At 60.6% G+C, this 18,945-nt stretch carries 18 protein-coding genes; 14 read left to right on the top strand and 4 right to left on the bottom strand.

The features are described 5' to 3' along the window. The first annotated feature begins 2 nt into the window (after positions 1–2). Together relA and mazG are read left to right on the top strand one after the other, a co-directional pair. A complete protein-coding gene (relA, locus tag C7I36_RS12810; protein WP_106454093.1) occupies positions 3–2,216 on the top strand; it encodes a GTP diphosphokinase in 2,214 nt (737 codons plus the stop codon). A gap of 10 nt (positions 2,217–2,226) precedes the next feature. Next, the gene (gene mazG, locus C7I36_RS12805; RefSeq protein ID WP_106454092.1) at positions 2,227–3,030 is read left to right on the top strand and encodes a nucleoside triphosphate pyrophosphohydrolase; all 804 of its coding nucleotides are present in this window, start codon (positions 2,227–2,229) and stop codon (positions 3,028–3,030) included. A gap of 72 nt (positions 3,031–3,102) precedes the next feature. Here mazG and ptsG read toward each other — a convergent pair whose 3' ends face one another. After that, positions 3,103–4,542: a PTS glucose transporter subunit IIBC gene (ptsG, locus tag C7I36_RS12800; RefSeq protein ID WP_106454091.1), complete on the bottom strand. Its 1,440-nt coding sequence runs from the start codon at positions 4,540–4,542 to the stop codon at positions 3,103–3,105. A 225-nt stretch (positions 4,543–4,767) separates the two neighbouring features. On the opposite strand from ptsG, the gene C7I36_RS12795 reads away from it, so the two are divergent. Both C7I36_RS12795 and nsrR read left to right on the top strand, forming a co-directional pair. Further along, positions 4,768–5,433, top strand: a complete 666-nt coding sequence (locus C7I36_RS12795) for a tetratricopeptide repeat protein (RefSeq protein ID WP_106454090.1) — start codon at positions 4,768–4,770, stop codon at positions 5,431–5,433. A 140-nt stretch (positions 5,434–5,573) separates the two neighbouring features. Continuing rightward, complete coding sequence (nsrR, locus tag C7I36_RS12790) at positions 5,574–6,026, top strand: nitric oxide-sensing transcriptional repressor NsrR (protein WP_106454089.1); 453 nt, start codon at positions 5,574–5,576, stop codon at positions 6,024–6,026. Here the strand turns inward: nsrR and C7I36_RS12785 are convergent. Together C7I36_RS12785 and C7I36_RS12780 are read right to left on the bottom strand one after the other, a co-directional pair. Next, complete coding sequence (locus C7I36_RS12785) at positions 6,023–7,291, bottom strand: HlyC/CorC family transporter (RefSeq protein ID WP_106454088.1); 1,269 nt, start codon at positions 7,289–7,291, stop codon at positions 6,023–6,025. The genes nsrR and C7I36_RS12785 overlap by 4 nt on opposite strands. 62 nt (positions 7,292–7,353) lie before the next feature. After that, on the bottom strand, positions 7,354–8,148 hold the full coding sequence (locus C7I36_RS12780; RefSeq protein WP_181256370.1) for a cytochrome C assembly family protein: 795 nt from the start codon (positions 8,146–8,148) through the stop codon (positions 7,354–7,356). Positions 8,149–8,293: 145 nt separating this feature from the next. Between C7I36_RS12780 and ffh the strand changes: the two genes are divergently transcribed. The 6 genes from ffh to C7I36_RS12750 all read left to right on the top strand — a co-directional run bounded on the left by ffh (position 8,294) and on the right by C7I36_RS12750 (position 13,064). Continuing rightward, positions 8,294–9,676, top strand: coding sequence for a signal recognition particle protein (gene ffh, locus C7I36_RS12775; protein ID WP_106454086.1), 1,383 nt, complete (start codon positions 8,294–8,296; stop codon positions 9,674–9,676). 159 nt (positions 9,677–9,835) lie between these two features. Then, entirely contained in the window at positions 9,836–10,087 is a 252-nt protein-coding gene (gene rpsP / locus C7I36_RS12770) for a 30S ribosomal protein S16 (protein ID WP_106454085.1), read from the top strand. Positions 10,088–10,110: 23 nt separating this feature from the next. Then, positions 10,111–10,632 (top strand): ribosome maturation factor RimM, encoded by a 522-nt coding sequence (gene rimM / locus C7I36_RS12765; protein WP_106454111.1) that lies wholly within the window; start codon positions 10,111–10,113, stop codon positions 10,630–10,632. Positions 10,633–10,659: 27 nt separating this feature from the next. After that, a complete protein-coding gene (gene trmD, locus C7I36_RS12760) occupies positions 10,660–11,409 on the top strand; it encodes a tRNA (guanosine(37)-N1)-methyltransferase TrmD (RefSeq protein ID WP_106454084.1) in 750 nt (249 codons plus the stop codon). 32 nt (positions 11,410–11,441) lie between these two features. Then, the gene (gene rplS / locus C7I36_RS12755; protein WP_106454083.1) at positions 11,442–11,795 is read left to right on the top strand and encodes a 50S ribosomal protein L19; all 354 of its coding nucleotides are present in this window, start codon (positions 11,442–11,444) and stop codon (positions 11,793–11,795) included. 102 nt (positions 11,796–11,897) lie between these two features. Beyond that, entirely contained in the window at positions 11,898–13,064 is a 1,167-nt protein-coding gene (locus C7I36_RS12750; RefSeq protein WP_106454082.1) for an MFS transporter, read from the top strand. Here C7I36_RS12750 and mutH read toward each other — a convergent pair. Next, on the bottom strand, positions 13,054–13,722 hold the full coding sequence (gene mutH, locus C7I36_RS12745) for a DNA mismatch repair endonuclease MutH (RefSeq protein ID WP_425445049.1): 669 nt from the start codon (positions 13,720–13,722) through the stop codon (positions 13,054–13,056). The genes C7I36_RS12750 and mutH overlap by 11 nt on opposite strands. 684 nt (positions 13,723–14,406) lie before the next feature. Between mutH and rppH the strand changes: the two genes are divergently transcribed. The 4 genes from rppH to thyA all read left to right on the top strand — a co-directional run bounded on the left by rppH (position 14,407) and on the right by thyA (position 18,882). Continuing rightward, a complete protein-coding gene (rppH, locus tag C7I36_RS12740; protein WP_106454080.1) occupies positions 14,407–14,925 on the top strand; it encodes an RNA pyrophosphohydrolase in 519 nt (172 codons plus the stop codon). Between the two features lie 23 nt (positions 14,926–14,948). Further along, on the top strand, positions 14,949–17,207 hold the full coding sequence (gene ptsP, locus C7I36_RS12735) for a phosphoenolpyruvate--protein phosphotransferase (protein ID WP_106454079.1): 2,259 nt from the start codon (positions 14,949–14,951) through the stop codon (positions 17,205–17,207). A 65-nt stretch (positions 17,208–17,272) separates the two neighbouring features. Continuing rightward, positions 17,273–18,091, top strand: coding sequence for a prolipoprotein diacylglyceryl transferase (gene lgt / locus C7I36_RS12730; protein ID WP_106454078.1), 819 nt, complete (start codon positions 17,273–17,275; stop codon positions 18,089–18,091). Next, positions 18,088–18,882, top strand: coding sequence for a thymidylate synthase (gene thyA / locus C7I36_RS12725; RefSeq protein WP_106454077.1), 795 nt, complete (start codon positions 18,088–18,090; stop codon positions 18,880–18,882). Before lgt ends, thyA begins: the two co-directional genes overlap by 4 nt. Positions 18,883–18,945: the final 63 nt, after the last annotated feature.

Here is an 18,945-nt window from a genome sequence, read left to right as displayed (position 1 = left end):
TTATGGTTTCAGTGCGCGATACTCATCTCAAGTCGACCTTCAGCCTGGAGGAGTGGGTTGGCAGCCTGCCGCTGGCGGGCGCGGAGCGGGAACAGCTGCAAGCCGTCTACCTCTATTGTCAGCGGCTGAAGGTGCCGGTCGAGGCCGAGCCAAGGCTGCATGCCCAGGGTGTCGAGATGGTGGGCATTCTGCTGACCCTGAGCATGGATCTGGATACCCTCAAGGCGGCCTTGCTCTATCCCTTCCTGGAGCACGGCGAGCTGACCCCCGAACGGGCCCGGGAGGATTTCGGCGACAATATTGCCCGCCTGCTGCAGGGGGTGGCCGATATGGAGGCCATTCGTTCGTTGCAGCATGTGCACAGTGACAAGAGCAGCGAAGCCCAGGTCGACCGGGTCCGACGCATGCTGCTGGCCATGGTGGAAGACGTTCGGGCGGTGGTGATCAAGCTGGCCGAGCGCATTACCTGCCTGCGCGAGGTGAAAAGCGCCGACGAGGAAACCCGGGTGCTGGTGGCCAAGGAGATTGCCAATATCTACGCACCGCTCGCCAACCGGCTGGGCATCGGCCAGCTCAAGTGGGAGCTGGAGGATCTGTCGTTCCGCTACCTGCATCCGGATACCTACAAGCGCATTGCCCGGCTGCTGGATGAAAAGCGGCTGGCCCGGGAAGCCTATATCGACAACTTCGTCGCCGGCCTCAAGGCGGCGCTGCGGGAGGCCGGTGTCGAGGCGGAAGTCTACGGCCGCCCCAAGCATATCTACAGCATCTGGCGCAAGATGCAGAAAAAGCACCTGGATTTCGACGAATTGTTCGATGTCCGCGCGGTACGGGTAGTGACCCACCGGCTGCAGGACTGCTACGCCGCGCTTGGCATAGTACACACCCAGTGGCGGCATATTCCCCGGGAGTTCGATGATTATGTCGCCAATCCCAAGCCCAACGGCTACCAGTCCATTCATACCGTGGTGATCGGGCCCGAGGGCAAGACGGTGGAGATCCAGATCCGCACCGACCAGATGCACCAGGACGCGGAGCTGGGAGTGGCGGCCCACTGGAAGTACAAGGAAGGCACAGCCGGTGGCCGCCAGAGCGGCTTCGAGGAAAAAATCGCCTGGCTGCGCAAGCTGCTGGCCTGGCAGGAAGACATGGCCGAAAGCGGCTCCCTGGTGGATGAGCTGCGCAGCCAGGTGTTCGAGGACAGGGTCTATGTGTTTACCCCCAAGGGGGAAGTGGTGGACATGCCCGCCGGCGCCACCCCGCTTGATTTTGCCTATTATATCCACAGTCAGATTGGCCACCGCTGCATCGGCGCCAAGATAGACGGCCGCATCGTGCCCTTCACCTACCAGCTGCAAACCGGTGATCAGGTGGAGATCATCACCCAGAAACAGCCCAACCCCAGCCGTGACTGGATGAATCCCAACCAGGGCTTTTTGCGCACCGGCCGGGCTCGTTCCAAGGTGGCCACCTGGTTCAAAAAGCAGGACAGGGACAAGAATATCCACGCCGGCCGCGAGGTGCTCGACAAGGAGCTGGACCGCCTGGGACTGAATTTTGGCCAGATAGACAAGAAGGCGCTGGAGCGGTTCAACGTGGCCACCCTGGACGACCTGCTGGCCGGCATCGGCGGCGGCGACCTGCGCATCAACCAGTTGCTCAACTACCTGCAGGGCCAGCACAAAAAACCGACCAGTGCCGAGCAGGACGAGCAGGTGCTTCGCCAGCTGGAGCAAAAGGCGGCGAAAAAGCCACAGGATCACAAGGCCAATGGCCACATAGTGGTGCAGGGGGTGGGCAATCTGCTGACCAACACCGCCCGCTGCTGCCAGCCCATACCCGGAGACGAAATTGTCGGTTTCATCACCCAGGGGCGGGGCATCTCTATCCACCGGGCCGACTGTGAGCAGCTCAAGGAGCTGGCGGCCCAGCACCCGGAGCGGATGGTGGACGCGGTCTGGGGCGAGAATTATTCCGGCGGCTACAACCTCACCATGCGGGTGGTGGCCAACGACCGATCCGGCCTGCTGCGGGACATCACCACCATTCTCGCCAACGAGAAGATCAATGTGATGGGCGTCAACAGCCGTTCCAACCGCAAGCAGCAAACCGCGACCATCGACATGGAGCTCGAGGTCTACAACATTGACACCCTGAGCCGGACCCTGGCCAAAATCAGCCAGTTGCCGGACATACTCGAAGCCAGGCGGCTGTAACGGGAGCGACATGGAAAAACATCATTATTCACTCAGCGACCTGCTGGCGATCATGGCGGCGCTGCGGGATCCGGAAAGCGGCTGTCCCTGGGATCTGCGGCAGGACTTCGCCAGCATAGTGCCCCACACCCTGGAAGAGGCCTACGAGGTAGCCGACACCATAGAGCGGGGGGCGCTGGCGGAGCTGCCCGGGGAGCTGGGCGACCTGCTGTTCCAGGTGGTGTTCTACTCCCGCCTGGGGGAAGAGTGCTCCCTGTTCAACTTCGGCGACGTGGTGCAGGCCATCAGCCACAAGCTGGTGGCGCGCCACCCCCATGTGTTCGGCAACGCCGATTTCGACAGCGAGGAGCAGGTGAAGGCCAACTGGGAACACACCAAGGCCGAGGAGCGCAGAGCCAAGGACGCCGCGGCCACCAGCGCCCTGGACGACATTCCCCGCGGCCTGCCGGCCCTGTCCCGGGCCAACAAGATCCAGAAACGCTGTGCCGCGGTCGGCTTCGACTGGCGCGAGTTGCCGCCGGTGGTGGATAAAATCCGCGAGGAACTGGATGAAGTGCTGGAAGAAGTAAACCAGCATGAGCGCGACCCGGATCGCATTGCTGACGAACTGGGTGACTTGCTGTTCGCTACCGTCAACCTGGTGCGTCATCTCAAGCAGGATCCGGAAGCCGTGCTGCGCCGGGCCAACGACAAGTTCGAACGCCGTTTCCGGGCGGTGGAGCAGGCGCTGCGGGCCGATGGCAAGGACAGCCGGGGCTGCAGCCTGGAAGAGCTGGACAGCTACTGGAATCGGGTAAAGTGCCAGGAGTCCTGAGCCGCCGGCCCGGATGAAAACAAAAAACGCCACCCCTGCGGGTGGCGTTTTGCTATCGGAGGAATGGCGGGATCAGTGGTCCCGGAGCCAATGGTCCATGTCGGTCTTGAGGTTGTCGGAGCGGGTGCCGAAGATGGCCTGTACCCCGGAGCCGGCCACCACCACGCCGGCGGCACCCAGTTTCTTCAGTTGGGCCTGGTCCACCTGGGCCACGTCCTTCACGCCCACCCGCAGGCGGGTGATACAGGCGTCCAGGCTGGCGATGTTGTCTTTGCCGCCGAAGGCGATGACCAGTTGCTCGGCCATTTCGGATCCGCCCTGTTTGGCGCCTTCCTCGCTGGCCTCTTCCCGGCCCGGTGTCTTCAGGTTGAGCTTGACGATGGCGACCCGGAACAGGGTGTAGTAGAGAGCGCCGTAGGCCAGGCCCAGGATGGGGAACATCCAGCCCCTGGTCGATTGCGAGAAGAACACCACGAAGTCGATAAAGCCGTGGGAGAAGGTCATGCCGTGCTTCATGCCCAGCACTATGGTCAGCACATAGGCGGAGCCGGCCAGCAGGGCGTGGATGGCATAAAGCACCGGCGCCACGAACATGAAGGCGAACTCGATGGGTTCGGTGATGCCGGTCAGGAAGGAAGTCAGGGCGGCGGAGATCATGATGCCGCCGACCTTGGCGCGGTTTTCCGGGCGGGCGGAGTGCCAGATAGCGATGGCGGCGGCGGGCAGGCCGTACATCTTGAACATGTAGCCCCCGGCCATGTTGCCGGCGCTGGGATCGCCGGCGATATAGCGGGCGATTTCGCCGCGGAACACTTCACCTGCGGCGTTGGTGTAGGTGCCGGCCTCGAAGAAGAAGGGCACGTTCCAGATGTGGTGCAGTCCGAAGGGGATCAGCGCCCGCTCTACCACGCCGTAGATGCCGAAGGCCAGGGCCGGGTTCTGGTAGGCGGCCCAGTCGGAGAAGCTGTTGATGGCGCTGCCGATGGGCGGCCAGATAAAGGACAGGGCCACGCCGGTGAAGATGGCGGTGACGCCGGTGATGATGGGCACGAAGCGCTTGCCCGCGAAGAAGCCCAGGTAGTCGGGCAACTGGATGCGGTAAAAGCGGTTGAACAGGTAGGCGGCGATGCCGCCGGCGATGATGCCGCCGAGCACGCCGGTATCGGTCAACTGTTTGATCAGGGTGGCATCGGTGGCCGGATCCAGACCGGTGACGATGGGGCCCATGACGCCGATGGCGGCGGTCAGCACGAAGTAACCGACCACGGCGGCCAGGGCGGCCACACCGTCGTTGTTGGTGAAGCCGAGGGCCACACCGACGGCGAAGATCAGCGGCAGGTTGCCGAAGATGGCGCCGCCGGCCTGGGCCATCAGCATGGACACGATATGGGGCAGCCAGCTGAAATCGGCGGCGCCGATACCAAGCAGCAGGCCGGCGACCGGCAGCACCGATACGGGAAGCATCAGCGATTTGCCGACCTTTTGCAGGTTGGAAAAGGCGTTTTTAAGCATAAACACACTCCGGGCTGAAGGAAATATCCGAGGCTGAGGCGGCCAGGGACCGATGGATGGCTATATTCATTGAATCGATTCAGCTGTGCAACTTATAGTTCTAAAATGGGGATCAAGCACACATTTTCGGCATTCTTGCTTGCGGCTATTGAACTGTGCCTTGCCGGTAAAACCGGCTCAACCTTTGGCGATCCGGGCCGATAACCAGCCTCAGGAGGATGTTCCATGAAGTATATATCCGCTTTATTATTGTGCTGCTGCAGCTGGTCGCTTCAGGCCCAGAACGGGACCCCGGTCACTGGCGGAGAAACGCCGGTCGTTCTGGAGGAAGAACTGCAGGCGGTGCCCCTGTATGAAGAACACGATCTGATTGGCTGGATCAACAGCAACCGCCACCTGCAGCAGGTGCGCGATCGGGACGATTGCCAGCTGGTGCAAGATATCGAGGCCAGGGCCGAAGTGCTGCGTATGCCGGCCTACCAGTTCCTGTGGGGGGATATGCTGGCCTGGGGTATCTGTGTACCGGCGGATCCCCGCCGTGGCATGGGCATGTTGTGGGCTGCGGCCCGCCAGGGATTGCCGGCGGCGCTTGAGCAACTGGGGCGCTATTACTACAGCGGTACCCTGGTTCAGCAGAATCGGGAACGGGCATTTCCGCTGATGCAGGAGGCGGCCAGCCTGGGCTTTGAAAAAGCCCAGTTCGGCTGGGCGCGCTGGCTGGTGGAGGGCGCCGGCAGTCCTCTTGACTATCCCCAGGCTTACCTCTGGCTCAAGCAGATAGTGACCGATGACAGCAACAAGCACCGGGAGGCCTTGCGCCTGAGCCAGGCACTGGCTGCCCGGATGCCCCCCCACCTGGTGCGCGAGCTCGATCAGCAACTGTTGTTCTGACTTCTTCTCGGTCCGGCGCTTGTCGTCGGACCCCTTCTTTCGGGGGCGACCGCCCTTGCCAGCGCTGACATTTCATGTCAACTTAGGCACGAATGTGTATCATGTATATATATTAGCCCCCAATCCAGGACCTTCGCTGAATGAAGCTGACCACTTATACCGACTTCGGACTGAGAACCATGATGTACCTGGCCACCCTGCCCAAAGGCGAACTGACCAGCGTGGCCCATGTGTCCAATCTTTACGATGTTTCCCGCAACCACATGGTCAAGGTGGTCAACCAGCTGGCGCGGGAAGGTTATATCCATGCGGTACGCGGCAAAAACGGCGGGATCCGCCTGGCCAGGGAGCCTGAAGAGATCAATATCGGCAAGGTGATCAGAAGTCTGGAGCATAACCTCAAGGGCATCGACTGTGGCAGCCCGGCCTGTTACCTGGTGCCGGCCTGCCGGCTCAAGGATGCACTCCAACTGGCGATGGAAGCTTTTTTGCGGGTGATGGAGAGTTACACCTTGGCCGATTTGGTGGGTAACCGGGAAGAACTGATGGTGATCTTCAACCAGCTCGAGCCGGAGCAGCGCAGCCGGGCCTAGGCCCGGTAGAAATGCGGCAGGACCCGGGCCAGTTTCACCATGTTGTTTTCCACTTCCAGAATTTCTATCGGGTAACCCGACAGCCGCAGGCCGATATTGGCCTGGGGAATTTCTTCCAGGTATTCGAGGATCAGGCCGTTCAGTGAGCGGGGGCCGTCCGTGGGCAGGTTCCAGCCCAGCTCCTTGTTAATGTCCCGGATACTGGCCGAGCCTTCGATCAGGTAGGAGCCGTCCTCCTGGGGACGGATTTCGTCGCTCAGTGTGGGGCTGATGGTAGTGGTGAATTCTCCCACTATCTCTTCCAGAATATCGTCCAGGGTGATCAGGCCCTGGATATCGCCGTATTCATCCACGATGAGGCCGATGCGCTCCTTGTTGCGCTGAAACTTGAGCAACTGCACATTGAGCGGCGTGGCCTCGGGAATGAAGTATACCTCGCGCACCGCCCGCATCAGGGTCGGCTTGCTGAACTCTTCCTTGGCCAGCAGCCGCAGGGCGTCGCGGGCGTGGATAAAGCCGAGGGCATCGTCGATATTGTCCCGATACAGCAGCACCTTGGTGTGCGGGCTCTGCAGCAGCCGCCGGCTGATGGTCTTCCAGTCTTGGGTGACATCGATACCGTAGATCTCGTTGCGCGGTACCATGATGTCGTCCACCGTGACCTTTTCCAGGTCGAGAATGGACACCAGCATGTCCTGGTGGCGGCGGGGGATCAGGGCGCCGGCCTCGTTGACGATGGTTCTCAGCTCTTCCGAACTGATGGCGGTGTCTTCCCGGCCATGGGGGTTGATGCGCAGCAGCGCCAGCAGGCCGTTGGAAATGGCGTTGATAGCCCACACCGCCGGATACAGCAGTACCATCAGCGGCCGCAGGATGAGGGAAGCCGGAAAGGCCACTTTCTCGGGGTAGAGCGCGGCCAGGGTTTTGGGGGTGACCTCCGAGAAGATCAGCACCACCAGGGTCAGGCCTATGGTGGCGATAGCCACGCCGTAATCGCCGAACAGGCGGATGGCGATCAGGGTGGCGATGGCCGAAGCCATGATATTGACCAGGTTGTTACCGATCAGGATAAGGCCAATCAAGCGGTCGGGACGGGCCAGCAGCTTGTCCACCCGGGTGGCTGCCTTGTGGCGGTTTTGCACCAAATGCCGCAGCCGGTAGCGGTTGAGCGACATCATGCCGGTTTCGGAACTGGAGAAGAAGGCGGAGATAAAAAGTAAGGCTATCAGGATACCGGTGAGGGTACCCGTCGATATGTCGTCCAAGCAGACCGTCCTGTGTAAAAAATCTGATCAATTTCTACGGGTTTACACCCGGGCTGTCAAGGTCAGCCCTGGCCGAGCAGCACTTCGCGCACGAAACGGCTGCCGAAATAGGCCAGGGTCAGCAACAGGCTGCCGGCCACGCTGGTCCAGATCACCTTGCGCCCGCGCCAGCCCAGACGGTGGTGTCCCCACAGCAGGCCGACATAGACGCACCAGGCAAGAATACTGAGGATCGCCTTATGGGCCTTGCCCGGGCTGAACATTTCCTGCAAAAAGAACAGCCCGCTGGAAATGGACAGGGTCAGCAGCACCACGCCGGCGAAAATCAGCCTGAACAGGTAACGCTCTATGGTCATCAGCGGCGGCATGGCGGGCAGGTTGGTGAGCTTGTGCTTTTTCAGCCGGTGGTCGAGAAAACCCAGCAGTATCGCCAGCAGACAGGCGATGGTCAGCAGCGAGTAGGACATCAGCCCCAGGCCGATGTGAAGCAAAACCTCGGGGCGGGTCTCCAGATACATGCCGTAGTAACCGGGCAGCAGGAAGTCGGCCACCAGCAGCAGGCCGGCGAAGCCATAGACCACCGGCATCAGCAGCCAGACATTGAAACGGGTCACCAGCAGGGTCATCAGCAAACAGATGATCAGGCTGATAAGGGAGGCCACGTTAAGCATGCTCAGGTTTTGGCCCGGTACCAGCACCACGGTATCGAACAGCCAGCCCGCGTGCAGCGCCAGGGCGAATAGCGCCGCCAGCAAACCGTAACGCCGCCCCTGGTTGTGGGGGTTGAACAGGTTGTGCACACAGGCGAAGGCCGCCAACAGGTAAAATGCCATCGCCAACACAGCAAGCAATTCCATAATTAACGTAAGCCATTCATGGGTATATAAAGAAGAAAAGGCAGTATACCCCCAAGGCCGCACATATCGCTACCTGCGCTCGCTTAAGTTCGGCGCCCAACTTGGGTATACTGGTCGCAATTTTCGCCATTTGCGGACGCATTCCATGTTTGAAAACCTCACCGAAAGGCTGTCGCGGACCCTCAAGAACATCAGTGGCCGCGGACGCCTGACCGAAGACAATATCAAGGAAACCCTGCGCGAGGTGCGCATGGCCCTGCTCGAAGCCGACGTGGCCCTGCCGGTGGTGCGGGAGTTCGTTAACCGGGTTAAGGAGCGGGCGGTGGGCCAGGAGGTCTCCAAGTCCCTGAGCCCGGGCCAGTCCTTCATCAAGATAGTCAACGCCGAGCTGGTAGCGGTGATGGGCGAGGCCAACGAGGGGCTCGACCTGGCGGTTACGCCGCCGGCGGTGGTGCTGATGGCGGGCCTGCAGGGCGCCGGTAAAACCACCTCGGTAGGCAAACTGGCCAAATACCTCAAAGAGCGCCACAAGAAAAAAGTGCTGGTGGTCAGTGCCGACGTTTATCGTCCGGCGGCCATCAAGCAGCTGGAGACCCTGGCCGCGGATTTGGAGGTGGAATGCTTCCCCAGCGACATCAGCCAGAAGCCGGTGGACATCGGGCGCAACGCCGTGGATTACGCGCGCAAGAAATTCTTCGACGTGGTGCTGGTGGATACCGCCGGCCGGCTGCACGTTGACGAAGAGATGATGAGCGAAATCCAGCAGTTGCATACGGCCATCAAACCGGTTGAAACCCTGTTCGTGGTCGATGCCATGACCGGTCAGGATGCGGCCAATACCGCCAAGGCCTTTAGCGAGGCCCTGCCGCTGACCGGTGTCATCCTCACCAAGGCGGACGGCGATGCCCGTGGCGGCGCGGCCTTGTCGGTACGTCATATCACCGGCAAGCCGATCAAGTTTATCGGTATGGGCGAAAAGGTCGATGCCCTTGAGCCCTTCCATCCCGACCGGGTGGCCTCGCGCATACTGGGCATGGGGGATGTGCTGTCGCTGATCGACCAGATGGAACGCTCGGTGGACAAGGGCAAGGCCGCCGAAATGGCCGATAAGCTCAAAAAGGGCAAGGGCTTTGATCTGGAGGACTTCCGCGACCAGCTGGTGCAGATGCGCAACATGGGCGGCATGATGAGCCTGATGGACAAGTTGCCGGGCATAAGCCAACTGCCGGACAACGTCAAGGATCAGGTCAACGACAAACTGACGGTGCGCATGGAAGCCATCATCAACTCCATGACGCCGAAAGAGCGGCGCCATCCGGATCTGATTAAGGGCAGTCGCAAGCGGCGCATTGCCCTGGGTTCCGGCACCGAGGTCCAGGAAGTGAACAAGTTGCTCAAGCAGTTCACCCAGATGCAGAAAATGATGAAAAAAATGTCCGGCAAGGGCGGTATGCGCAAGATGATGAGCCAGATGCAGGGGCTGATGGGCCCGGGCGGCCTGGGCGGCGGACGTCGCGGTCCCTTCTGAACCTGTTTGGTTGCGCTGTCCAGTCGGCATTGCCAGGCGCCGCGCCTGTCCCTATTCGGTTGCATTCTCACCGTATCGGAGTACAATTGCGCGGCTTATTTTAAGCCGGGGTTCGCATTGTCTGCGAACCTTGTTTGTTTCAAGTAAATAGAGGACGGTATGGTAACCATTCGTTTACAACGTGGTGGCGCGAAAAAGCGTCCGTTCTACCAGGTAGTCGTTGCTGACAGCCGCTATGCCCGCGATGGTCGTTTCATCGAGCGTGTAGGCTTCTTCAACCCGATCGCATCTGGCCAGGCAGAAAAACTGCGTCTGGACCTGGATCGCATCAACCACTGGGTAGCTCAAGGCGCCAGCGTGTCCGATCGCGTCGCCAAGCTGGTGAAAGACGCAGCCAAAGCCGCGGCCTGAGTCTGGACAGGTAGGGAGTGAAGGTGAGCGAACCTGTAATAGTAGGCCAGTTGGGTGCCGTTTATGGCATCAAGGGCTGGTTGAAAGTCAACTCCTATACCGATCAGCCGGATGGCATTTTCGATTATCAGCCCTGGCTGATAAAAGAGGGCAAAGGCTGGCGTGAAATCCGGGTAACCGGCTGGAAACGCCACAACAAGGCGCTCATCTGCAAGCTGGACGGTATCGACCAGCGGGAAGAGGCCCAGGCACTGACCGGTGCCGATATCGCGGTCAACGGGGATGCCTTTCCCGCGCTGCCGGAAGACCAGTTTTACTGGCGCGATCTTATCGGCTGTCGGGTGCGTAACCTGCAGGGCTACGATTTTGGCCTGGTGGCGCAACTGATGGAAACCGGCTCTAACGACGTGCTGGTGGTCAAAGCCAATGCCAACGATGCATTTGGTCAACGAGAACGGTTGATTCCGTTTTTGGAAGAACAGGTGATCAAGTCCGTCAATCTCGAGGACAAGATCATCGACATTGATTGGGATCCGGATTTTTAATTCCAGTTACCCTGCGCGGAGAAAATCATGTGGATAGGGGTGGTCAGCCTCTTCCCGGAGATGTTCCGGGCGGTCAGTGACTATGGAGTAACAGGCAGGGCCGTGAAAGATGGCCTGCTGACATTCGAATGCTGGAATCCGCGGGATTTCACCCGGGACAAACACCGCACTGTCGATGACAGACCCTACGGGGGCGGACCGGGCATGCTGATGATGGTACAACCCTTGCGCGAGGCCATAGCGGCCGCGCGTTCGGCGGCGGGCGAAGGAGCCAGGGTCATTTACCTGTCTCCCCAGGGCCGCCGCCTGGATCAGCAGGGCGTGCGCGAGCTGGCCGGCCGGGACAAACTCATCCTGGTGGCCGGGCGCTACGAAGGGGTGGACGAGCGTGTGATCCAGGCCGATATCGACGAAGAGTGGTCGATTGGCGATTATGTGCTCAGTGGCGGCGAATTGCCGGCCATGGTGCTGATTGACGCGGTGGCCCGAATGGTGCCCGGCGTACTCGGCGACATGGCGAGTGCGGAGCAGGATTCCTTCAGTGAAGGTTTGCTGGACCATCCTCACTACACGCGCCCCGAGCAACTGGCGGGAATGGTCGTTCCCGACGTATTGCTCAGTGGCAACCATGCCGAGGTGGCACGCTGGCGAATGCAGCAGTCGTTGGGCCGGACCTGGCTGAGAAGGCCGGAACTCTTGAACAACCTAGCTCTGACTGACGAGCAAGAACAGCTTCTTGCCGAATTTGTTCGCCAATATCGCGAACTTAACCAGTAGAGTTTTCAGTTTACCCTAGGTAAGGAAATATCATGAGCAACATCATTAAGCAGCTTGAAGACGAACAAATGCGCAGCGATATCCCCGACTTCGGTCCGGGTGATACCGTGCGTGTACAGGTACGCGTTGCCGAAGGCGGCAAAGAGCGTCTGCAGGCCTACGAAGGCGTGGTCATCGCCAAGCGTAACCGCGGTCTGCACTCTTCCTTCACCGTGCGTAAAATCTCCAACGGCGAAGGCGTGGAGCGTACCTTCCAGACTCACAGCCCGCTGATCGGCAGCGTGGAAGTGAAGCGTCGCGGCGCCGTGCGTCGTGCCAAGCTTTACTACCTGCGCGACCGTGCCGGCAAGTCCGCTCGTATCAAAGAGCGCCTGGCCACCAAATAAGCCGAACCGGCTGTCGGAAAAGACCCGCATCTGCGGGTCTTTTTGTTTGTGGCACAAAGGCTTATGATTTATCCATTGTTGCTAATATAAAAGGGAGGCCACATGCCGCTCACCGTATGGGGACTGGCCATCGCCCAGGCCCTGCTGTCGTCGGGCAATATCCTGCTGGTTTCGGTGTCCGCCCTGATCGGACGCTACCTGGCGGCCGAGCCCTGGCTGATTACCCTGCCGGTGGCCTGCCAGTTTCTGGGCCTGATCCTGTCGACACTGCCCGCCGCCCACCTGATGCAACGGCTGGGGCGCAAGAGCGGCTTTGTCCTGGGCAACCTGGTCGGCCTGCTGGGGACCTGGGTGGCGCTGCAGGGGTTGGCCAGCACCAGTCTGGCCCTGTTCGCCTGCGGGACCTTCCTGATCGGTGTGGCCATCGGGGTGGGCCAGCAATACCGTTTTGCCGCTCTGGAAGCCTGCGACAGCGGCCTGCATGCCCGGGCCATCAGCCTGGTGATGGCCGGCGGCGTATTGGCGGCGGTGATCGGCCCCAATCTGGCGGTCTGGTCCCGGGACTGGTATCCGGATAATCCCTATGGCGGCGCCTTTTACGGCTTGTTTGGTCTCTACCTGGTGGCGCTGTTGTTGATCCTGCTGTTGCCGCTGCCGGTGGCCCGTCCGGTTGACCGGGCCGAGGCGGTGCGCAGTTACCGTGAACTGTTCCGCCAGCCCCTGCTGCTGGCGGCGGTGGCGTCGGGCATGATTGGCTACGGCATTATGGTGTTGTTGATGACGGCCACTCCCCTGGCGATGGATCATCACCAGCACGATTTTCCGGCCACCGCCAGTGTCATCCAATGGCATGTGCTCGGCATGTTCGTGCCTTCCTTCTTTACCGGTCACCTGATCCGCCGCTTTACCACCCGCCGGGTGATCCTCTGGGGCTGCTCCGCCCTGGCACTGAGCGTGGCGGTCAACCTGTCGGGGCAGGGATACTGGCATTACTGGTGGGGCTTGCTGCTGCTCGGCGTGGGCTGGAATTTTACCTTTATCGGCGCGACCCACTTGCTCAGCTTCAGTTACCGGCCGGCGGAAAAGGCCAAGGTGCAGGGTATCAACGAGTTCCTGGTGTTCGGGGCTGCGGCCGTGGGCAGCCTGTTTGCCGGTCAGGGTGTGGTCCTGCTCGGCTGGTCCTGGCTCAACCTGTTGTCTTTGCCCTGGATACTGTTGGTGTTTGCGCTGATCCTGCGGCTCGACCGCCGGTCGGCGGCTACAGCATGAAATGGCGGGCCAGCAGGCCGGCGGTGAAGGTGGTTTTCAGGTAGAAGCCTCGGGGCCGGGTTTGGATCCACTGGCCGGCGGGACCAATAGCGTCGGTCAGGGCCCGGCCGTTGGCAGCTTTGGGGCGCAACTGCAGCACCTGGCCGTGGCGGGCGGTGATTTCCTGCACCCGGCCCAGGCTGATCAGTTCCATGATCTCCTCCCAGTCCTGGCGTAGCAGCTGCGCTTCCCGCTCATCCGGAGTCCACAGCAGGGGAGGGCCGAGCAGGCGCTCACCGGGGGCTTGTGTCCGGTTGCCAAGCACCGGTATCCACAGTACCCGTGACAGCTTGTTGCGTACGTTGGAATCTTCCCAGCGCAGGCCGGCAATGTCGGTCAGGGGAGCGACACAGACAAAGGTGGTTTCCAGCGGCCGGCCTCGTTCGTCGATGGGCAGGGTTTTCAGCTCGACGCCCAGCTCTGGAAAATCCTGTTCCGGCTTGGAGCCGGCACTGGCACCCAGTGCCAGCTCCAGCAATTGTCCAATCCAGCCTTTGTCCCGGCGCAGATCCGCCGGTACCGGCTGGGCCAGCCGTGCGGCCAATTCTCCGATGGACAGTCCGGCGAGCGCCTGGGCGTTGTCCAGCAGGGCGGCGACACTGGCCGGGCGGGATACGATTTTGTTCAAAATATCACCACTTGTCGAGTCTGTTCCCTTTTCTGCCCCATCCTCAGGATGGAAAGGCAATTGATTGATTTTAAAGAAGTTAGCCTTCTGTTGCCGGGGGCTGTTCAGGGTGGCCGATGATATACCGGTTTTACCCGGGTATAAACATGCTGTTGCACAGCCTTATCCACAGAAAAACTGGATAACTGGAGCTGCACCACAAAATTGGCTTTTCTGCCCTCTTACCGGGGCCGGCGGAAGAATTTGGAACCGGATAACGGCGCGGCTTTCCTCCGGGCTTGTGGATAACACCTTGCTGGTTGATCTTTGAGCAGGGTAACTTATCAACACGATAGGGAAGGCGATCAAGCCTGGCTAAAGATCCAGGGCGATCCAATGATTCATTTTTAAATATTTGATTATATTTGTTATTTTATTTTTCGTTTTAAAGGATCCGGAGATCCCGATAGCTGTACTTGTGCGGACAGGATCTGGCTATACCGCCTTTATCACAACATTATCCACACCTTTTGGGGGCAACCAGAGGCAACGCGATCCTTTTTCTGTTTATAACTATTGACAATAGACCAAGTTATTCAATTTTTATGAGTGTTACCAGGATGACAGCACCATTTGCCGGGAATAGGGGAATATGGAACAATCATCCCCATGTTAGCTTTTTAGTCTGGTGATTGCGTGATAGATGGTGACGGCTTTCGTCCCAATGTAGGCATAGTGATCTGCAATCGCAAAGGCCAGGTGTTGTGGGCCAGGCGCTACGGTCAGCATTCCTGGCAGTTTCCCCAGGGTGGGGTGGACGAGGGGGAAACCCCGGAACAGTCCATGTATCGGGAGCTGTACGAAGAGATAGGGCTCAGGCCCGAAAACGTGACCCTGCTGGCGGTGACCCGCCACTGGCTCAAGTACAAGCTGCCCAAGCGGCTGGTCCGGTGGGACAGCAACCCTGTTTGCATTGGCCAGAAGCAGAAGTGGTTTTTGTTGCGACTGGATGCAGAGCATGAATCCCATATCGAATTCGGCTGCCACGGGCATCCGGAATTCGACGATTGGCGCTGGGTCAGTTACTGGTACCCGGTTCGCCAGGTGGTGTCTTTCAAGCGGGAGGTATACCGGCGGGTGCTGCGGGAGTTTGCGCCCATCGTCATGGCCGAACAGGGCCGCCAACGGGACGGACGCAAACGGCACAGATCATAGGTTCAATAAGGGAGTAGGCGGCAGTGTTGAAGGAATTGCGGGAAATCGTCCAACGGGTCACGGCCAGCTCCGATCTGAACGAAGCCATGTCGGAGCTGGTGCGCAAGACTCGGGACGTCATGCAGGTCGACTGCTGCTCCATCTACCTGCTGCGTGAGAGCGAACAAGCCTACGGGCTGGCGGCCACCGAAGGCCTGGCCCAGGAAGCGGTGGGCCGTGCCAAGATCCCCCTCGGGGAGGGGATTGTCGGCCTGATTGGCGAGAAGGAAGAATTAATCAACCTGGCCGACGCCCAGCATCATCCCAAATTCAAATACCTGCCCGAAGCCCACGAAGACGAATTCAGATCCTTCCTCGGCGCCCCCATCATCCACCAGCGCAAGACCCTGGGGGTGCTGGTGGTGCAGCAAAAGCAGGTACGCCTGTTTGAAGAAAGCGAAGAGTCTTTCCTGGTGACCCTGGCTTCCCAGCTGGCCACCGTGATTGCCCATGCGGAGGCCAAGGGCAACCTCAAGTCGCGCAATTGGCACGGCGTGCTGCGCGGCCTGGCCGGCTCTCCCGGCGTTGCCATCGGCAAGGCCTGGGTGTGGCGTCCCCGGGTCGAGCTGAACCAGGTCAAGGCGCGTAAGGTGGATGACCTGGGGCTGCAGCAGCAACGGCTCGACAAGGTGTTGCTGCAGGTGGAGGAAGAGCTCGACAGCATGGCGCTGCGCTTCAAGGAATCCCAGGCCAGCGAGTCGGTGGCGGTATTCGAGGTGTATCAGTACATCCTCAAGGATCCGGTGTTTATCGGCCTGATCCGCGAGGAAATCGCGCACGGCTGGAGCGCCGGCAGTGCGGTCAAGCGGGTGTGTGAAAAACAAATTGCCCAGTTCGCCAACATGGCCGATCCCTACCTGCGTGAACGGGCTGCCGATATCCGCGATCTGGGCCAGCGCCTGCTGACCCGGCTGATCCACGAGGATGAAGGTCCCCTGGCCCTGTTCGAACCGGTGATCCTGGTGGCAGACGAAATCAGCGCCACCCTGATCGCCGAGATCCCGCGCGACAAGCTCAAGGGCATTGTGTCGGCGCGCGGCTCCATTAACTCCCACGCCGCCATCCTGGCCCGGGCCATGGGCATACCGGCGGTAATGGGGATCGATCATTCCTTCGAGCTGCTGGAGGAAAAACAGCTGATCGTCGACGGCTACGGCGGCGAGCTGCTGGTTGAACCGGTGGCCTCGGTGCTGCGGGAATACCGACAGCTGATGGCGGAAGAGGCGCAGATGGACGAGTTGTTCGCCACCGTGCGCCAGGAGCCTTCCCAGACCCTGGACGGGGTGCGGGTGTCGTTGCTGCTCAATGCCGGCCTGAGCGCCGATACCGATATTGCCATGAACGACACTGCCGATGGCGTTGGCCTGTTCCGCACCGAAATCCCTTTTATGATGCGTGACCGCTTTCCTTCCGAGCAGGAGCAGGTGGCCAGCTACCGGCGGGTGCTGACCAGCTATGTGGGCAAGCCGGTGTGCATGCGTACCCTGGACGTTGGCGGCGACAAGCAGTTGCCCTATTTTCCTATCGTCGAAGAAAATCCCTTTCTCGGCTGGCGTGGTATCCGCCTGACGCTGGATCATCCGGAGATCTTCCTGGTGCAGCTCAAGGCCATGCTGCGCGCCAGCCAGGGCCTGGACAACCTGTCGATTATGCTGCCCATGGTGGGCAACCTGGAGGAAGTGCGGGTCGCTCGCCGGCTGCTGGATCGAGCCTGGCGCGAAGTGTCGGCCGAAACCGCCGAACAGCAGGGGGTGGTGCGCTACCCCAGCCTGGGGGTGATGATAGAGGTGCCCTCACTGCTGTATCAGCTGTCCGAACTGGCGCCATTGGTGGATTTTTGGTCGGTGGGCACCAACGATCTCACCCAGTACCTGCTGGCGGTGGATCGCAACAACGGCCGGGTAGCGGACATTTACGACACCCTGCACCCGGCGGTACTGCGCGCCCTGCAGCAGATTATCGACGCCGCCCGCCACCACGCCAAACCGGTTTCGATCTGTGGCGAACTGGCGGGGGATCCGGTGGGGGTACTGGTGCTGTTGGCCATGGGATATCGCCGGTTCAGTATGAACAACAGCAACATCATGCGCATCAAGTACATAGTGCGACAGTCCCGGACCGACGAATTGCAAAAGGTGCTGCGCGAGGCACTCAGCCACCGGCACGGCGGCGCCTTCAAGGGGGTATTCGGGCGTTACCTGCAAGAGCGCGGCCTGGGCGGCTTGTTGCGCACCGGCCGATAGTGGCTACTGGCAATTCCGACCTTCAGATAGCACAATACCGCTTTCATTTTTGACAGGGTAACTGCATGTCTGAAAGTCACTGGGTGTTTCCCGGATTCGATCCCGTCGCCGTTCAGCTCGGCCCGCTGGCGGTGCACTGGTACGGCCTGATGTATTTGCTCGGCTTTGTCTTCGCCTGGTGGCTGGGTAACCGCCGGGCGGCGCTGCCGGGCTCTGACTGGACCCGGGATCAGGTCTCCGACATGCTGTTTTACGGCTTTCTCGGCGTCATATTGGGGGGGCGCCTGGGATACGTGCTGTTCTACCAGCTTGACACCTTCCTGGCGGATCCCGTTTACCTCATCAAGATTTGGACCGGCGGCATGTCCTTCCACGGCGGCCTGGTCGGGGTGATTGTCGCGCTCTGGCTGTTCGCCCGGCGCCAGCGTAAGACTTTTTTCGAGGTGTCCGACTTCATTGCTCCCTTGATCCCGTTTGGCCTGGGCGCCGGACGTATGGGGAATTTCATCAACGGCGAACTGTGGGGACGGACCAGCGAGCTGCCCTGGGCCATTGTTTTCCCTGCCGCCGGCGACCTGGCGCGCCATCCCTCCCAGCTGTACCAGTTTGCGCTCGAGGGTGTGGTCTTGCTGCTTATCCTCAACCTGGCCTGGCGGGCCCGGCCGCCCCGGGGGGTCATCTCGGGCCTGTTCCTGCTGTGCTATGGCCTGTTCCGTTTCCTGGTCGAATTTGTGCGCGAGCCGGATGCCCACCTGGGGGTTTACCTCGACCTGTTCAGCATGGGACAACTGTTGTCAATGCCGATGATGGTGGCGGGCAGCCTGATGTTATGGGCGGCCTGGCGTCGTCCCCACTGGTTTGGCAAGGGAGCAAAAACCGCATGAAAGCCTATCTCGAATTGATGCAGCACATCCTCGACCAGGGGGAATACAAGGAAGACAGAACCGGTACCGGTACCCTGTCGGTGTTCGGCTACCAGATGCGCTTCAGGCTGTCCGAGGGCTTTCCCCTGGTCACCACCAAGAAATGCCACCTCAGGTCGATCATTCATGAACTGCTGTGGTTCCTCAACGGCGACACCAATATCGGTTATCTCAAGGAGCACGGCGTCAGCATCTGGGACGAGTGGGCCGACGAGCAGGGCGAGCTGGGGCCGGTGTACGGCAAGCAGTGGCGCAGCTGGCAGGGCGCCGACGGCCGGGTGATCGATCAGATAAGCCGGGCGCTCGACACCATTAAAACCAATCCGGACAGCCGCCGCATCATGGTTTCGGCCTGGAACGTGGGCGAGCTGGAACAGATGGCCCTGGCGCCCTGCCATGCCCTGTTCCAGTTTTATGTGTCCGGCGGCCGGCTGTCCTGCCAGCTCTACCAGCGTAGTTGCGACGTTTTTCTGGGGCTGCCCTTCAATATTGCCAGCTATGCCCTGCTGACCCATATGATGGCCCAGCAGGCGGGGCTGGAGGTGGGCGATTTTGTCTGGACCGGTGGCGACGTGCACCTTTACCGCAATCACCTGGAGCAGGCCCGGCTGCAGCTGGCGCGCGATCCCCGGCCGCTGCCGACCCTGCGGCTGGCGCGCCGGCCCGACTCGCTGTTCGGCTACGCCTTCGAGGACGTTATCCTGGAAGGTTATGATCCCCATCCCCATATCAAGGCGCCGGTGGCGGTCTGATCCCGGGCCGGGTATTCAAACCCGGCCGCTTTATTTATCATGGGGCATCCAGGCCCCGGAGAA

Origin of the sequence: Zobellella taiwanensis, from assembly GCF_003012795.1 — a bacterium.
Lineage (GTDB): Bacteria > Pseudomonadota > Gammaproteobacteria > Enterobacterales > Aeromonadaceae > Oceanimonas > Oceanimonas taiwanensis.
Note: the sequence above shows the minus strand (reverse complement) of the source record. Positions and strands in the feature narration are given on the sequence as shown.

Bases quoted from the DNA above. Each gene is read 5' to 3' on its own strand.
- ffh (WP_106454086.1), top strand. From the start codon at position 8,294: ATGTTTGAAAACCTCACCGAAAGGCTGTCGCGGACCCTCAAGAACATC.
- relA (WP_106454093.1), top strand. From the start codon at position 3: ATGGTTTCAGTGCGCGATACTCATCTCAAGTCGACCTTCAGCCTGGAG.
- C7I36_RS12750 (WP_106454082.1), top strand. From the start codon at position 11,898: ATGCCGCTCACCGTATGGGGACTGGCCATCGCCCAGGCCCTGCTGTCG.
- rplS (WP_106454083.1), top strand. From the start codon at position 11,442: ATGAGCAACATCATTAAGCAGCTTGAAGACGAACAAATGCGCAGCGAT.
- lgt (WP_106454078.1), top strand. From the start codon at position 17,273: ATGTCTGAAAGTCACTGGGTGTTTCCCGGATTCGATCCCGTCGCCGTT.
- nsrR (WP_106454089.1), top strand. From the start codon at position 5,574: ATGAAGCTGACCACTTATACCGACTTCGGACTGAGAACCATGATGTAC.
- mazG (WP_106454092.1), top strand. From the start codon at position 2,227: ATGGAAAAACATCATTATTCACTCAGCGACCTGCTGGCGATCATGGCG.
- C7I36_RS12795 (WP_106454090.1), top strand. From the start codon at position 4,768: ATGAAGTATATATCCGCTTTATTATTGTGCTGCTGCAGCTGGTCGCTT.
- rpsP (WP_106454085.1), top strand. From the start codon at position 9,836: ATGGTAACCATTCGTTTACAACGTGGTGGCGCGAAAAAGCGTCCGTTC.
- thyA (WP_106454077.1), top strand. From the start codon at position 18,088: ATGAAAGCCTATCTCGAATTGATGCAGCACATCCTCGACCAGGGGGAA.
- trmD (WP_106454084.1), top strand. From the start codon at position 10,660: ATGTGGATAGGGGTGGTCAGCCTCTTCCCGGAGATGTTCCGGGCGGTC.
- ptsG (WP_106454091.1), bottom strand. From the start codon at position 4,542: ATGCTTAAAAACGCCTTTTCCAACCTGCAAAAGGTCGGCAAATCGCTG.
- C7I36_RS12780 (WP_181256370.1), bottom strand. From the start codon at position 8,148: ATGGAATTGCTTGCTGTGTTGGCGATGGCATTTTACCTGTTGGCGGCC.